Annotated in this window: 15 protein-coding genes; 11 read left to right on the forward strand and 4 right to left on the reverse strand. The window is 60.9% G+C overall.

Annotated features, from left to right (window positions below; genetic code table 11):
* Positions 1-27: 27 nt before the first annotated feature.
* From AC1DWM_RS08705 to AC1DWM_RS08720, 4 genes are read right to left on the reverse strand one after another with little or no spacing between them, the layout of a single operon-like run.
* The gene (locus tag AC1DWM_RS08705) at positions 28-819 is read right to left on the reverse strand and encodes an ABC transporter permease (protein WP_477795025.1); all 792 of its coding nucleotides are present in this window, start codon (positions 817-819) and stop codon (positions 28-30) included.
* A complete protein-coding gene (locus AC1DWM_RS08710; RefSeq protein ID WP_477795026.1) occupies positions 816-1547 on the reverse strand; it encodes an ATP-binding cassette domain-containing protein in 732 nt (243 codons plus the stop codon). Before AC1DWM_RS08710 ends, AC1DWM_RS08705 begins: the two co-directional genes overlap by 4 nt.
* On the reverse strand, positions 1544-2503 hold the full coding sequence (locus AC1DWM_RS08715; protein WP_223516941.1) for a YVTN family beta-propeller repeat protein: 960 nt from the start codon (positions 2501-2503) through the stop codon (positions 1544-1546). The genes AC1DWM_RS08710 and AC1DWM_RS08715 overlap by 4 nt, the downstream gene beginning before the upstream one ends.
* 40 nt (positions 2504-2543) lie before the next feature.
* A complete protein-coding gene (locus AC1DWM_RS08720; protein ID WP_477795027.1) occupies positions 2544-3728 on the reverse strand; it encodes an ABC transporter substrate-binding protein in 1185 nt (394 codons plus the stop codon).
* Between the two features lie 295 nt (positions 3729-4023).
* Here AC1DWM_RS08720 and pedF point away from each other — a divergent pair, with 295 nt between their 5' ends.
* The 11 genes from pedF (at position 4024) to pqqE (ending at position 14256) form a co-directional block, all read left to right on the forward strand.
* Positions 4024-4485 carry a cytochrome c-550 PedF gene (gene pedF, locus AC1DWM_RS08725; protein ID WP_223516938.1) on the forward strand — a complete coding sequence of 154 codons (462 nt, stop codon included), beginning with the start codon at positions 4024-4026 and terminating at the stop codon, positions 4483-4485.
* 4 nt (positions 4486-4489) lie between these two features.
* The gene (locus AC1DWM_RS08730; RefSeq protein ID WP_223516936.1) at positions 4490-5365 is read left to right on the forward strand and encodes a substrate-binding periplasmic protein; all 876 of its coding nucleotides are present in this window, start codon (positions 4490-4492) and stop codon (positions 5363-5365) included.
* A gap of 9 nt (positions 5366-5374) precedes the next feature.
* Positions 5375-6136: a quinoprotein dehydrogenase-associated SoxYZ-like carrier gene (locus tag AC1DWM_RS08735; protein WP_477795028.1), complete on the forward strand. Its 762-nt coding sequence runs from the start codon at positions 5375-5377 to the stop codon at positions 6134-6136.
* 16 nt (positions 6137-6152) lie between these two features.
* Positions 6153-7091 (forward strand): quinoprotein relay system zinc metallohydrolase 1, encoded by a 939-nt coding sequence (locus tag AC1DWM_RS08740; RefSeq protein WP_477795029.1) that lies wholly within the window; start codon positions 6153-6155, stop codon positions 7089-7091.
* 143 nt (positions 7092-7234) lie between these two features.
* Positions 7235-9010: a PQQ-dependent methanol/ethanol family dehydrogenase gene (locus AC1DWM_RS08745; protein ID WP_477795030.1), complete on the forward strand. Its 1776-nt coding sequence runs from the start codon at positions 7235-7237 to the stop codon at positions 9008-9010.
* A 202-nt stretch (positions 9011-9212) separates the two neighbouring features.
* Positions 9213-10733: an acetaldehyde dehydrogenase ExaC gene (exaC, locus tag AC1DWM_RS08750; RefSeq protein ID WP_477795031.1), complete on the forward strand. Its 1521-nt coding sequence runs from the start codon at positions 9213-9215 to the stop codon at positions 10731-10733.
* Positions 10734-10956: 223 nt separating this feature from the next.
* Positions 10957-11028, forward strand: a complete 72-nt coding sequence (gene pqqA / locus AC1DWM_RS08755; protein ID WP_003253598.1) for a pyrroloquinoline quinone precursor peptide PqqA — start codon at positions 10957-10959, stop codon at positions 11026-11028.
* Positions 11029-11082: 54 nt separating this feature from the next.
* Complete coding sequence (gene pqqB, locus AC1DWM_RS08760; RefSeq protein WP_223516930.1) at positions 11083-11997, forward strand: pyrroloquinoline quinone biosynthesis protein PqqB; 915 nt, start codon at positions 11083-11085, stop codon at positions 11995-11997.
* A 117-nt stretch (positions 11998-12114) separates the two neighbouring features.
* On the forward strand, positions 12115-12867 hold the full coding sequence (pqqC, locus tag AC1DWM_RS08765; protein WP_477795032.1) for a pyrroloquinoline-quinone synthase PqqC: 753 nt from the start codon (positions 12115-12117) through the stop codon (positions 12865-12867).
* Positions 12864-13136 (forward strand): pyrroloquinoline quinone biosynthesis peptide chaperone PqqD, encoded by a 273-nt coding sequence (gene pqqD / locus AC1DWM_RS08770; RefSeq protein ID WP_223516927.1) that lies wholly within the window; start codon positions 12864-12866, stop codon positions 13134-13136. The genes pqqC and pqqD overlap by 4 nt, the downstream gene beginning before the upstream one ends.
* Entirely contained in the window at positions 13114-14256 is a 1143-nt protein-coding gene (gene pqqE, locus AC1DWM_RS08775; RefSeq protein ID WP_477795033.1) for a pyrroloquinoline quinone biosynthesis protein PqqE, read from the forward strand. Before pqqD ends, pqqE begins: the two co-directional genes overlap by 23 nt.
* The last annotated feature ends 107 nt before the right edge of the window (positions 14257-14363 follow it).

Raw genomic sequence — 14363 nt, forward strand, 5'->3', positions numbered from 1 at the left:
CTCACTCCTACAGTTTGATTTGTGTTGTCAGCTGGATTTTCGCAGGGCTGCGTGCTGTGGGTTGAAGGTGAGCACGGCGAGTAGCGCGAATACGAACGTCAGCCCCACACACACTATCAGTGCAAGCGGATTGAAGCGTTCATAGAGGGCAAACCGCACCAGCTCCACCGCATGGGTGAACGGGTTCACCGCGCACAGCCAGTACAACCACTCACTGGCCTCACGCATTTTCCACAACGGATACAGCGCCGAGGACAGGAAAAACAATGGAAAGATCACAAAATTCATAACCCCGGCAAAGTTCTCCAGCTGGCGTATGGCGTTGGACAGCAAAAGCCCCAAGGCACTGAGCATCAACGCCACCAACAGTAACGCAGGCAGCGCGATCAATAACCCCATGGCCGGCGGTTGCACGCCATAGATCCAGGCGATCGCCAGAAAGGCATACACCTGCAACAGGGAAATCAGCGACGTGGCCAGCAACTTGCTGCACAGCAGAAAGGTCCGGGGCAGGGGGCTGGTCAGCAGCACGCGCATGCTGCCCATCTCGCGGTCGTAAACCATCGACAGTGAACCTTGCATGCCGTTGAACAGCAGGATCATGCAGGCAAGGCCAGGGATGATGTAGACCTCGTATGGAATGTAGGTGTCGTAGGGTTCGATAATCGCGATCCCCAAGGCCGCCCGAAAACCGGCCGCGAAGACCAGCAGCCATAACAGCGGCCGCACCAACGCACTGAGAAACCGTGTGCGCTGCAACACAAATCGCAGCCATTCGCGCAGCACGATACCGCTGAAACATTGCCAGTACGCATTCATCGCGCAGCTCCTGAAGTAGTCAGGCGAGTGAAGGCTGAACCGAGGTCGCCGCCATGTTCCAGGCTCAGCGCATCGGCCTGTCCGCTGGCCACCAGTCGGCCTTGATGGAGGATCAGTAAATCGTCGCTGGCCTGCACTTCGTCCAGTAAATGGGTGGTCCAGAGCACGCTGATGGTGTGTTCGCGGCACAGGTTGCGCATGTGTTGATTGAGCGCCAGGCGACTGGCGGGATCGAGTCCTGCACTGGCTTCGTCGAGTAGCAACAGGCGCGGTTCATGCAGCAAGGCGCGGGCGATTTCCACCCGGCGACGATGGCCGCCATTAAGTTCGCGCACCCGTTCGCGACGGCGTTCGGTCAGGGCTTGGCGGGCCAGCTCGGCTTCAACCCGGATACCGGTCTGGCGCCGGGACAGACCATGCAACGCCGCGTGATACCGCAGGTTCTGCTCGACGCTGAGGTCCAGGTCCAGGGTGCTTTGCTGGAACACCACGCCCAACTGCTTGAGCGCCGGGCGCGGGGCATCGCGTAGTGAATAGCCGCCGACCCGGATGTCTCCGTGCTGCAGGTCATAGAGTCGGGTCAGCAAGGCGATCAGGGTCGATTTACCGGCGCCATTGGGCCCCAGCAGCGCGGCGAAACGTCCTGGGGCCAGATTGAAATTCACGTGGCGCAATGCTTCCCGAGCACCGTAGGCAAAACTCAGCTCGCTGACTTCCAGGGCGTTCATGGCGTCACCACCACGCCCCAAGGGTAGCGTCCGACTTTCACCGATTTGCTGACCTTGAGGCTGTCGACATCAATCACCGACACGTCACCGCTGACGCCATTGGTGGCGAGCAGTTGCTTTTGATCCGGCGTGAAGGCCAACTGCCAGACACGCCGCCCGACCAGCAGATAGTCGAGAATCTCGAACGTCCTGGCATCGATCACCGCCACATGATTGGCCGGGCCGAGCGCGACGAAAGCGTACTTGCCATCGGCGCTGAGCTTGATGCCCACGGGCTGCACCTTGTCCGGGTGCACGCCTTTGATCTGGAAGTTCAGGGTCTTGAGGGTCTTGCGGCTGGCGACGTCGAGAATCGTCACCGTGCCGCCGATTTCCGCTGATGCCCAGAGCTGCGAACCGTCCTGATTGAATTCGACAAAGCGTGGTCGCTGGTCCACCAGCGTGCTGTCGGCCAGGGTCTGGGTGCTGGTGTCGATCCAGTGCAGCATGTTGGTGGTTTCGCTGGTGTTCACCGCCCACTTGCCGTCGGGGCTGACGGCCATGCCTTCGGGCTCGACGCCGACGTTGATCTGGCTGAGCACTTTGGAGGTTTCGGTGTCGATCACCGTGACCAGTGCATCGTCTTCGTTGGAGACGTACAACCAGCGGTTATTGGGGTGCAGGGCGAATTGCTCGGGGTCTTTGCCCGAGGGCAGCTCCTTGATGATCTTGCGCGTGGCCACGTCCATCACCTGGACCCGGTCCGAATCGCTGGCGCAGATGTAGAGCAGCTTGTTGTCATGGGACAGCAGCAGGCCGCGTGGACGCTGGCCAACAGGTAGGGTGTCGGTGACTTGCAGGGTCTGCATGTCGATCAGGCTCAGGCTGTTGTCCTTTTCGTTGGAGACCCACGCGGTGCCGGCCGCGGCATGCCCGGCGGCGAGCAGCAGGGCACATGAAAGCAGGGTGCTGCGCATGGCGGATTCCTTTTTGTTGTAGTTCTTGTGGAAAGTTGGATCAGGGAAAGCGGCAGCTGACCTCGGGTTTGTCGTAACCCAGGCTGTCCATTTCGTTGAAGGGGTGCAGAAAGCCCTCTTGCGGCGAGGTGCTGACCAGTGCGCGGGGCTGGACGATGGGAATGGGTTGGCGCAACTGGCCGTTCCACGGGCGATAACTGAGCTTGCGGCCCTTGAAACCGTCCAGTGGCAATTGATCACTGATTTCCAGCTGACGGATCGCCATCGGCTCGGTCTGGCGCAGTTTGCTCACGGCGCTGGCGATGCTGCGTACGGCCATCCATGCAGCGAAGTCGCGGTCGTTCATCCAGCGGCCGGTCAGGGCTTCAAAACGCTTTTGCAACTGCGCGGCGCCGTAGGTTTCCACGGTTTTATGCCAACCCACCGGGGTCAGCCCTTGCGTGCCGGCGACGGGGCGCGGGTACCAGGTCTGGTAGGGCACGTATTCACCGAAGTCGCCGCGTTCATCGGCCACCAGCACCACGTCATATTCGGCGGTCTGGGTGAACAGCGGCATGTCCGCCTGGGCACTGCGACGTTGATCGTTATCAAAACTCCAGGCTTTCTCCGCCACCAGTTGCAGCCCGAAGCGCTTTGCCGATCGGCGCAGGGCGGCGGCGTAGGCTTGATCGTCTGCGGTCGGGCCGACGATCAGCAGCGCGCGTTGCCATTTGCGGACCACCAGAAATTGCGCCAGTGCATCGGCGAGCATCGCCCGACTCGGCAGGCTGTGCAGCACGTTCGGCAGGCAGTCGGTGGTGCGCAAGCGATCATCGGGGCTGCCAGCGTTGAACAGCAGGCTGTCGGGCAAGGCGGCGCTGAGCTGGCGCAAACTGTCGGCCGGTGCGTTCACCACAAACAGACGCAGCCCCTGTGCGTGCTGGGATTTTGCTGCGTCGAGCAACGCTTCGGGGCTGTCGACGCTGGCGCTGACCAGGGTGTAACTGTGGTTGAGAAAACGCCCGGTGCTGTTGCTGTCGGTGATCGCCAATTCGGCGCCACGCATCCCGGCATCGGTCGGTTCGGGTATGACATTGGACAGTATCGGTCCCGGATCGGGGCGATAACCCAGGTAGCCGATCCGCACCTCTAGCGGCGCATCTGCAGCCTGGCTTTGGGTGGCCAGACCGGCGGCGCAGGCAATCGCCAGCAGGTACAGCAAGACGTAAGGGGCTAGCAGGCGCATAGGACGCTCCATTACAGGTAGCGCCAGCATAGGAAGCCTGTGGAGCAGAAGAAATATGCAGAAAGTACCGGTGAGCCAGTACCAAGGTAGTAACTCGTGTGAACCGGCGCGGTTTTAGCCTGGGCTTCAACGGTTATCGCCGTGGAGGAGAACTTGCGGTGTCCCTCTATCGCCTTACTACCAAGGGACTAGAAGGCGACCACCAAAGCAGCATGGGGTGATTGCGATGCCGTTTCTAAGATGGGTGCCATAGCCTCTGCCAAGAGGTTTTGCGTGCAATCCTGAGGGCATAACAATGACAACAATACGCAACGCTTTGCTCATGACCGGGCTGCTGGCCGGCTTTATCAGTGCAGGTTCCGTGTGGGCTCACGGCAACGTGGTACCTCAAGCCGTGGAAACCAATGGCCTGACCCCGATCAAGGACGCCGGTGTGCCGGTCGACGCTGATGGATGGGCGGCTGCCAACCCCTACCGCACCTCCCCGGAGCACGATAAGGCTCTGGAAATCGGCTCGTCGGCCTACAACCAGAACTGTGCGGCCTGTCATGGCCTGGAAGCCAAGTCCGGTGGGATCGCCCCCGACCTGCGCATGCTCGATGTCGGTGAGACAGGAGACGAGTGGTTCGTCGAACGGGTGCGTCATGGCGCGGTGCGTGACGGTCGGGTCTACATGCCAAAAATGGCCGACTACTTGAGTCAGGAAGCGTTGTGGGCGGTGCGCACTTACCTGGACAGCGTTCACGTCGAGGAGTGATCCCATGCGTCTGCTCGCGGTGTTGATCAGTGCTGTGTGGCTGTGCTGCCAGACGGTGCAGGCGCAGGTTCGCAACTATGACGAAATGATCGCCGCCGGGGAGCTGAAAGTGGCGGTGTACAAGGACTTCGCCCCCTACAGTTTCGAACAGGCCGGCCAGCCCCGAGGCGTGGATGTCGAACTCGCCGAGGCCTTGGCCAAGGCCCTGGGTGTACGCCTGACACTGATCTGGGCGCCCGCCGGAGAAAAACTCGATGACGATCTGCGCGATTACATCTGGCGCGCCAGTGCGTTGCATAACCAGCAACTGGCCGACCTGATGATGCGAGTGCCCTATGACCGTGACTACGCCCAGAAGCGCAACGAATTCGGCGAAATGGAAAACGGTCATGTGGTGATGTTCGGCCCCTACCAGACCGAACAATGGCAGGTGGCATACGATCAGCGCCGGCTGGACAAAGTCGGCAGCGTGGCCGTGTTCGAGCATCATCCGATTGGCGTCGAGGTCGACAGCGTGCCGTCGTTCTACCTGACTTCGGTGTTCAACGGCATGCTCGCCGGCAAGACCCACCACTATCCGGGCGTGCCCCAGGCGTTTGCCGCGATGAAGGCCGGTGAGGTCGACGCAGTCATGGCCATGCGTGGCGAAATTGACTGGCAGGTGCATGAGGCGGACGACCCGCAAGTGGCACTGGCGCAAAACGCCTACCCGAACATGGGCAAGCAGCTCTGGGAAATCGGCATGGCCGTGCACGAAAGCAATCGGCAACTGGCCTATGCCGTGGAAGAGGCACTGGAAGGCCTGATCCGTGAGGGTTCGGTGAAGGAAATCTACGGCCATTACGGCCTGCGGTATGACGTGCCGGAGATGTATCAATAGGAGCGGGTGATGAGCTGGCGAATGACGTGTCTGTTGGCCTGTTGGTTACCCTTGGCCGCGCACGCTGCGGACATCGATCCGGGCAAAGACCCGGTGCCATCGGTGATGTGGGCGTTCTATCACAAGCAAATGCTCGGCGACGCACCCTTTGTCTTCGATGATCGGGTCAAGCTGCTGGCGCCGCCGTTTGCCGAAGATGCCCGGCAGGTGCCATTGGAAATTGATGCGCGGGCGTTCAAGGGCGAGGTGGTGAAAATCCTCGCCTGGGCTGAGCTCAATCCGTTGCCGAGGATCGTCGATTTCCAGCCGCTGGACCGGGTATTGCCGTGGCTGTCGATTCGTATTCGTATCGAACAGGCCACACCCTTGCGCGCGGCAGTCTTGACCCGCGACGGGGTGTGGCATGTCGGTTCGACCTTGATTGATGCCGCAGGTGGCGGCTGCACCGCACCGAGCGTCGTGCGCACCCAGCCCGGTTGGGAGGAGCACATCGGCGAAGTATTGGGCGGTCGCTATCCACGCAGTGAGTTCAGCCGATTGCGCGTGCAGGTGGCGCACCCGATGGACAACGGCATGGTCAGCGGCATCCCGGAGTTCTTCATCAACCATGCAGAACTGAGGGATCTGAACGATCAGCTGTTGGCGCAACTGGAGCTGTTTCCCGCCGTCAGCGAAAACCCCAACCTGGCCTTCGACATCGAAGGGGCAGGGCAGACGCGTCTGTTCATTCGGGACATCAGCGGCAATGAATTTGATGCGTCAATCCCCTGACCCAAAGGAGCGTGTCATGCGCTGGATACTGCTGATTATGTTGAGCGTCAGCCTGCCGGCCATGGCCGACCTTGAGTATTCGCTCAAGCCCCGGCAGATCGCCGAAGACACCTGGCTGCTGGAAGGCAGCACGGATAATTTCGCCAAGGGCAACGGCGGCAATATCGTCAACACCGCGTTCATCGTCACCGAGCGCGGGGTGGTGGTCATCGACACCGGGCCGTCGAAGCGTTACGGCGAGGCCATGCGCAAGACGATTGCCGCGATCACGGATAAACCGGTGATTCAGGTGTTCCTGACCCACCACCACCCGGACCATGTGCTGGGCAATCAGGCGTTTGCTGATGTGCCCATCGGCGCACTGGCGGGTACCACCGAGCTGTTGCATCAACAAGGTGATGCGATGGCCGAGAATATGTATCGAATGGTGGGTGACTGGATGCGTGGCACCGAAGTGGTGTTGCCCAATCAGGTCGTGACGCCAGGCGTACTCAGTTTTGGGAATCACGATTTACGCTTGCTGGGCCTGGGTGGGCATACGGGAGCGGATCTGGCTATTCTCGACCAGCAAACCGGCGTGCTGTTTGCCGGGGACCTGGTGTTTTATCAACGGGCCCTGACCACTCCGAACAGTCCCGGACTGGCGGTGTGGCTGGCGGATATCGCCACCCTGCAGGACTTGCCCTGGACGCTGGTCGTGCCAGGCCACGGCCCCGTGGCCAGCGACCCAAAACCCTTCGAGCAAATGCGCGATTACCTGACCTGGCTCGACCAGCTGCTGCAAGACGGCGCGGCGAACGGTAGCGACATGGCTGAGATGATCCGTAGCCCCATCCCCGAACGCTTTGCCGGGATCAATCTGAGCCGTTATGAATTGATCCGCAGCGTCAGTCATTTGTACCCGCGTTACGAGCGTTTGCAGATGAGCCGGGTGGATTTCGGCGCGGCCAAGTGACGCTTGAACTCATTCGACCCGCTACTAAGGGATTAGGAATCTCCATATTGCGGGTAATTGTTGTCGGGGCGGCGGCGCCCAAGAATCTGCACTACACCGGGAAACTCTCCCGCGAATAACAAAAAACCGCAGAGGTAGCCGTCATGACTCAACCCGCACGTCGCCAGCCCTTCGTCTTGAGCCTGCTGCTCAGTGCCATGCTGTTGTCCGGCCAGGCATTGGCCGCCGTCTCCGACCAGGACATTCTCCAGGACCCGAAAAACCCGGAGCAAGTCGTCACCAACGGCCTCGGCGTCCAGGGGCAGCGCTACAGCCCGCTGGATATTCTCAACGTCGACAACGTGAAGGAGCTGCGGCCAGCCTGGGCATTCTCTTTCGGCGGCGAAAAACAGCGAGGCCAGCAAGCACAGCCGATGGTCAAGGACGGCGTGATGTATATGACCGGTTCCTACTCACGGGTGTTCGCGGTGGATGCGCGCACCGGCAAGAAACTCTGGCAATACGATGCGCGCCTGCCGGATGACATCCGTCCGTGCTGCGACGTGATCAACCGTGGCGTGGCGCTGTATGGCGACCTGGTGATCTTTGGCACCCTTGACGCCAAGCTGGTGGCCCTGAACAAAGACACCGGCAAAGTGGTGTGGAGCAAGCAGGTGGCCGACCACAAGGAAGGCTATTCCATCAGCGCTGCGCCGTTGGTGATCAATGGCAAACTGATTACCGGCGTGGCCGGTGGCGAATTCGGTGTGGTGGGCAAGATCTCGGCGTACGACCCGAAAAATGGCGAGCTGTTGTGGGTCCGCCCGACCGTCGAAGGTCACATGGGCTACGTCTACAAGGACGGCAAGGCCATCGAGAACGGCATCTCCGGTGGTGAAGCAGGCAAGACCTGGCCGGGTGATCTGTGGAAGACCGGCGGCGCCGCGCCCTGGCTCGGCGGTTACTACGACCCGGAAACCAATCTGCTGCTGTTCGGCACAGGCAACCCGGCGCCGTGGAACTCGCATTTGCGTCCTGGCGATAACCTCTACTCGTCGTCGCGCCTGGCGCTCAACCCGGACGACGGCACCATCAAATGGCACTTCCAGAGCACGCCCCACGACGGTTGGGACTATGACGGCGTCAACGAGTTGGTCTCGTTCAACTACACCGAGGGCGGCAAGGAAATCAAAGCGGCGGCCACGGCGGACCGCAACGGTTTCTTCTATGTGCTGGACCGTACCAACGGCAAGTTCATTCGCGGTTTCCCGTTTGTGGACAAGATCACCTGGGCCAGCGGCCTGGATAAAGACGGCCGGCCGATCTACAACGAAGCCAGTCGCCCCGGCGCCCCGGGCACTGAGCCCAAGGGCAGTTCGGTATTCGTAGCGCCTGCATTCCTTGGCGCGAAAAACTGGATGCCGATGGCCTACAACCGCGACACCGGGCTGTTTTACGTGCCGTCCAACGAGTGGGGCATGGACATCTGGAACGAAGGCATCGCCTACAAAAAAGGCGCGGCATTCCTCGGCGCCGGTTTCACCATCAAACCGTTGAATGAAGACTACATCGGCGTGTTGCGCGCCATTGACCCGAAAACCGGCAAGGAAGTCTGGCGCCACAAGAACTACGCGCCGCTGTGGGGCGGGGTGCTGACCACCAAGGGCAATCTGGTGTTCACCGGCACGCCGGAAGGCTTCCTCCAGGCGTTCAACGCCAAGACCGGCGAGAAAGTCTGGGAATTCCAGACCGGTTCCGGCGTACTCGGCTCACCCGTGACCTGGGAAATGGACGGCGAACAATACGTGTCGGTCCTCTCCGGCTGGGGCGGCGCCGTACCGTTGTGGGGCGGGGAAGTGGCCAAGCGCGTGAAGGACTTCAACCAGGGCGGCATGCTCTGGACCTTCAAGCTGCCGAAAGACCTGGTGGCCAAGTACTGACCCCAAGTCCACCGCATTACCCCCTGTGGGAGCGAGCCTGCTCGCGATAGCGTTCTGACAGCCAACACCTTTGGTGAATGTGCTGGCCTCATCGCGAGCAGGCTCGCTCCCACAAGGGGACTTGTGTGAAACCTACTACCAAATAACGTATCGATTCATCGCCTGTCGCCACGACAGGCATCGACCCAGACAGAGGCCCACCATGATCTACGCACAACCCGGAACCCCAGGCGCCGTTGTTTCCTTCAAGCCGCGCTATGGCAACTTCATCGGCGGCGAGTTTGTCGCGCCAGTCAATGGCGAATACTTCACCAACACCTCGCCGGTTACCGGTGAGGTAATTGCCGAATTCCCACGCTCCAGCGCCGCCGACATCGAAAAGGCCCTCGACGCGGCGCATGCCGCTGCGGATGCCTGGGGCAAGACCTCGGCCCAGGACCGCTCGCTGGTGCTGCTGAGAATCGCCGATCGCATCGAGCAAAACCTGGAAATCCTCGCGGTCACCGAAACCTGGGACAACGGTAAGGCCGTGCGCGAAACCCTCAACGCCGACGTGCCGTTGGCCGCTGACCATTTCCGTTACTTCGCCGGTTGCATTCGCGCTCAGGAAGGCGGTGCTGCCGAGATCAACGAGCTGACCACTGCCTATCACTTTCACGAGCCTTTGGGCGTGGTCGGACAAATCATTCCGTGGAATTTCCCGCTGCTGATGGCGGCCTGGAAACTCGCCCCGGCCCTGGCTGCCGGCAACTGCATCGTGCTCAAACCTGCCGAGCAGACCCCGCTGTCGATCATGGTGTTCGCCGAGCTGATCGCCGATTTACTGCCAGCGGGCGTGTTGAACATCGTTCAAGGCTTCGGTCGTGAAGCCGGCGAAGCGCTGGCCACCAGCAAGCGCATCGCCAAGATCGCCTTCACCGGTTCAACCCCGGTGGGCGCGCACATCATGCATTGTGCCGCCGAGAACATCATCCCAAGCACGGTCGAACTGGGCGGCAAGTCGCCGAACATCTTCTTCGAAGACATCATGAACGCCGAGCCTCAGTTCATCGAGAAAGCGGCCGAAGGTCTGGTGCTGGCGTTCTTCAATCAGGGCGAAGTGTGCACCTGCCCATCGCGGGCGCTGGTGCAAGAATCGATCTACGAGCCGTTCATGGCCGAGGTGATGAAAAAGATCGTCAAGATCAAGCGCGGCAACCCGCTGGACACCGAGACCATGGTCGGCGCCCAGGCGTCCGAACAGCAATACGACAAGATCCTCTCGTACCTCAAAATCGCTCAGGAGGAGGGGGCTGAACTGCTCACCGGTGGCGCCGCCGAGCGTCTTGAAGGTGACTTGTCCAGCGGCTATTACATCCAGCCGACGCTGCTCAAGGGCCACAACAAGATGCGCGTGTTCCAGGAAGAAATCTTCGGCCCGGTGGTGGGTGTCACTACCTTCAAGGACGAAGCCGAAGCGCTGGCAATTGCCAACGACAGCGAGTTCGGCCTCGGTGCCGGCCTCTGGACCCGCGACATCAACCGCGCCTACCGCATGGGCCGGGCGATCAAGGCCGGGCGCGTGTGGACCAACTGCTATCACCTGTACCCGGCACACGCGGCGTTCGGTGGCTACAAGAAGTCCGGCGTCGGTCGGGAAAACCACAAGATGATGCTCGACCACTACCAGCAAACCAAGAACCTGCTGGTCAGCTACGACATCAATCCGCTGGGGTTCTTCTGATTCGACTCGAAATCGGGTAACGGCCTTCGCTGGCAAGCCAGCTCCTACAGGTTTGCGTAATACCTGTAGGAGCTGGCTTGCCAGCGAATGGCTGTATCTGACACCGCGCATACCCCCTACCAAATCACCCCCACTGCTCCTTCGAAAGTAGCATTCGGGCGTTCGACGCCCCGTGCATTAATGGCTTTACCGGAATCGCCCGGCACAAGAAGAGGATTGACCCATGTGGACTAAACCCGCGTTTACCGATCTGCGCATTGGCTTCGAAGTGACGATGTATTTCGCCAACCGTTGATGGTTCACCCGGCCAGCCGATGTGTTGGCCGGGCCTGCCTTTGGAGCCTCATTCATGCACATTCGCGTTCTCGGTTCCGCCGCTGGTGGCGGCTTCCCGCAGTGGAATTGCAACTGCTACCAGTGCGCCGGGATGCGCAATGCCAGCCTGCGAGCACAACCGCGCACGCAGTCCTCGATTGCCCTGAGCGACAATGGAGTGGATTGGGTACTGTGCAATGCATCACCGGATATTCGCGCGCAACTCGCGAGTTTTCCGCTGTTGCAACCGGCTCGCCGGTTGCGTGACAGCGCCATCGCTGGCGTCGTGTTGCTGGACAGTCAGATCGATCACTGCACCGGCCTGCTGAGTCTGCGCGAAGGCTGTCCGCACGCAGTCTGGTGCACCGAACGGGTTCACCAGGACCTGAGCAGCGGCTTCCCGCTGTTCAACATGTTGCGCCACTGGAACGGCGGCTTGCAGTGGCAACCGATCGGGCTGGATCGGCAGCCGTTCAGCATTCCTGCCTGCCAGCACTTGCGATGGCGTGCGATTCCCCTGGTGAGCAACGCACCACCGTACTCGCCTAATCGCGGCAATCCGCAACCGGGCGACACCATTGGCTTGTTCATTGAAGACCGGCGCAGCGGCGCATCACTGTTTTACGCGCCGGGGCTGGGGCAAGTCGATGACGAAGTGCTGGGCTGGATGCAGCGTGCCGATTGCCTGCTGCTGGACGGCACCTTGTGGCGTGACGACGAAATGCGCGTCTGCGAAGTCGGCCAGAGCCTGGGCAGTGAAATGGGGCATCTGTCGCAAAGCGGCCCCGGCGGCATGCTTGAGGTGCTGGAAGGTTTTACCCGCCAGCGCAAGGTGCTGATCCACATCAACAACACCAACCCGATCCTCGACGAAGACTCGGCCGAGCGGGCGCTGCTAGAGCGGCGCGGGATCGAAGTGGCGTTTGACGGCATGAGTATTGAGTTGTAGCCGATGACCCCATCGCGAGCAGGCTCGCTCCCACAGGGATCACCTCGAACCTTGTGGGAGCGAGCCTGCTCGCGATGAGGACAGTCCGGGCACCGCAGAACGCGAAGGAGAATAAAAATGACTGACACACCCCTGACCCCCACCGAATTCGAAGCGGCCCTGCGCGCCAAAGGCGCCTACTACCATATTCATCATCCGTTCCACCAAGCCATGTACGCCGGGTGCTCCAGCCGCGAGCAGATTCAAGGCTGGGTCGCCAATCGCTTCTATTACCAGGTGAACATTCCGCTCAAGGATGCCGCCATCCTCGCCAACTGCCCGGATCGCGACGTGCGCCGTGAGTGGCTGCAACGGATTCTCGACCACGACGGCGTGCCCGGCAGTGAGGGCGGCATCGAAGCCTGGCTGCGTCTGGGCGAAGCGGTGGGGCTGGATCGCGAGCAGATTCTGTCCCAGGAGTTGGTGTTGCCCGGCGTGCGGTTCGCCGTGGATGCCTACGTCAATTTCGCCCGTCGCGCCTGCTGGCAGGAAGCGGCGAGCAGCTCGTTGACCGAGCTGTTCGCCCCCCAGATCCACCAGTCCCGACTCGACGCCTGGCCAACTCATTACCCGTGGATCGACGTGGCCGGCTACGACTATTTCCGCAGCCGTTTGAGTCAGGCCCGGCGAGACGTGGAGCACGGCTTGCGCATCACGTTGGCCCACTACGTCACGCTCCAGGCGCAGCAACGCATGCTGGACATCCTGCAATTCAAACTCGACGTGCTGTGGAGCATGCTTGACGCCATGAGCATGGCCTACGAACTGGAACGCCCGCCGTATCACACCGTCACCACCGACAATGTCTGGCACCGGGGGATTGCCCTGTGAGCCTGATCAATCGCGAGCTATTACCGTCGTTGCGTCAGGGTTTTCGTTTGCAATGGGAGCCCCGTCAAGACTGTCACGTGCTGCTGTACCCCGAAGGCATGATCAAACTCAACGGCAGTGCCGGGCAGATCCTCGGTCTGGTGAACGGTCAGCGCAGCGTCGCGGCGATCATTGAGCAACTGGCCGCGAATTTTCCCGGTGTGCCGGGGGTCGACGAGGATGTGCTGGCGTTTCTGGAGGTGGCCCATGCTCAATTCTGGATTGAATGATGCACCTGTAGGCCCACCGTTGTGGCTGCTGGCGGAACTGACCTACCGGTGCCCGCTGCAATGCCCGTATTGCTCCAACCCACTGGATTTTGCCCGGCACGGCGAGGAGCTGAGCACTGAGGAGTGGATTCGGGTGTTTCGCGAGGCCCGCGAAATGGGCGCAGCGCAGTTGGGTTTTTCCGGTGGCGAGCCACTGGTGCGACAGGACCTGGCCGAACTGATCAAGGCCGCGCGAGATATGGGTTACTACACCAACCTGATCACCTCGGGCATCGGCCTGACCGAGCAGAAAGTCCGCGACTTCAAGGTGGCTGGGCTGGACCACATCCAGATCAGCTTTCAGGCCGCGGACGAAGCGGTCAACAACATGCTCGCCGGCTCCCGCAAGGCCTTTGCCCAGAAGCTGGCCATGGCCCGTGCGGTGAAAGCCCAGGGTTACCCCATGGTGCTGAACTTCGTGACCCATCGGCACAACATCGACCAGATCGCGCAGATCATCGACTTGTGCCTGGAACTGGAAGCGGATTTTGTCGAGTTGGCCACGTGTCAATTCTACGGCTGGGCCGAACTCAATCGCGTAGGCCTGCTGCCGACCCGCGAACAACTGCAACGCGCCGAGCGCATCACTAACGAATATCGCGCGCGGCTTGAGGCCCAGGGCCATCCGTGCAAGCTGATCTTCGTCACCCCGGACTACTACGAAGAACGCCCTAAAACCTGCATGAACGGCTGGGCCAATCTGTTTCTCGACATCACCCCGGACGGTACCGCTCTGCCTTGCCACAGCGCCCGACAGTTGCCGGTGCAGTTTCCCAACGTGCGCGAGCACAGTGTCGAGCACATCTGGACGGACTCGTTTGGCTTCAACCGTTTTCGCGGTAATGACTGGATGAAGGAACCGTGCCGCTCGTGCGATGAAAAGCATAAGGATCTGGGTGGATGCCGCTGCCAGGCGTTCATGCTCACTGGCGATGCCGCCAATTCCGACCCGGTGTGCAGCAAGTCACCGCACCACGACGTGATCCTCAAGGCCCGCGAAGAAGCCGAGGCGCCGGGGCAGGGCATGGAACACCTGACGTTGCGCAACGAGAAAGCGTCGCGGCTGATCTATCGCGGATGAGCCTAACGACACAAATCCCCTGTGGGAGCGAGCCTGCTCGCGATAGTGGTTCAACATTCAGCATCTATGTTGACTGACACTCCGTCATCGCGAGCAGGCTCGCTCCC

Source organism: Pseudomonas sp. P4_C8 (assembly GCF_056401975.1).

Excerpts from the sequence above, each read along its gene's own strand:
- AC1DWM_RS08705 (WP_477795025.1), bottom strand. The coding sequence starts at position 819 with ATGAATGCGTACTGGCAATGTTTCAGCGGTATCGTGCTGCGCGAATGG.
- AC1DWM_RS08710 (WP_477795026.1), bottom strand. The coding sequence starts at position 1,547 with ATGAACGCCCTGGAAGTCAGCGAGCTGAGTTTTGCCTACGGTGCTCGG.
- AC1DWM_RS08715 (WP_223516941.1), bottom strand. The coding sequence starts at position 2,503 with ATGCGCAGCACCCTGCTTTCATGTGCCCTGCTGCTCGCCGCCGGGCAT.
- AC1DWM_RS08720 (WP_477795027.1), bottom strand. The coding sequence starts at position 3,728 with ATGCGCCTGCTAGCCCCTTACGTCTTGCTGTACCTGCTGGCGATTGCC.
- pedF (WP_223516938.1), top strand. The coding sequence starts at position 4,024 with ATGACAACAATACGCAACGCTTTGCTCATGACCGGGCTGCTGGCCGGC.
- AC1DWM_RS08730 (WP_223516936.1), top strand. The coding sequence starts at position 4,490 with ATGCGTCTGCTCGCGGTGTTGATCAGTGCTGTGTGGCTGTGCTGCCAG.
- AC1DWM_RS08735 (WP_477795028.1), top strand. The coding sequence starts at position 5,375 with ATGAGCTGGCGAATGACGTGTCTGTTGGCCTGTTGGTTACCCTTGGCC.
- AC1DWM_RS08740 (WP_477795029.1), top strand. The coding sequence starts at position 6,153 with ATGCGCTGGATACTGCTGATTATGTTGAGCGTCAGCCTGCCGGCCATG.
- AC1DWM_RS08745 (WP_477795030.1), top strand. The coding sequence starts at position 7,235 with ATGACTCAACCCGCACGTCGCCAGCCCTTCGTCTTGAGCCTGCTGCTC.
- exaC (WP_477795031.1), top strand. The coding sequence starts at position 9,213 with ATGATCTACGCACAACCCGGAACCCCAGGCGCCGTTGTTTCCTTCAAG.
- pqqB (WP_223516930.1), top strand. The coding sequence starts at position 11,083 with ATGCACATTCGCGTTCTCGGTTCCGCCGCTGGTGGCGGCTTCCCGCAG.
- pqqC (WP_477795032.1), top strand. The coding sequence starts at position 12,115 with ATGACTGACACACCCCTGACCCCCACCGAATTCGAAGCGGCCCTGCGC.
- pqqE (WP_477795033.1), top strand. The coding sequence starts at position 13,114 with ATGCTCAATTCTGGATTGAATGATGCACCTGTAGGCCCACCGTTGTGG.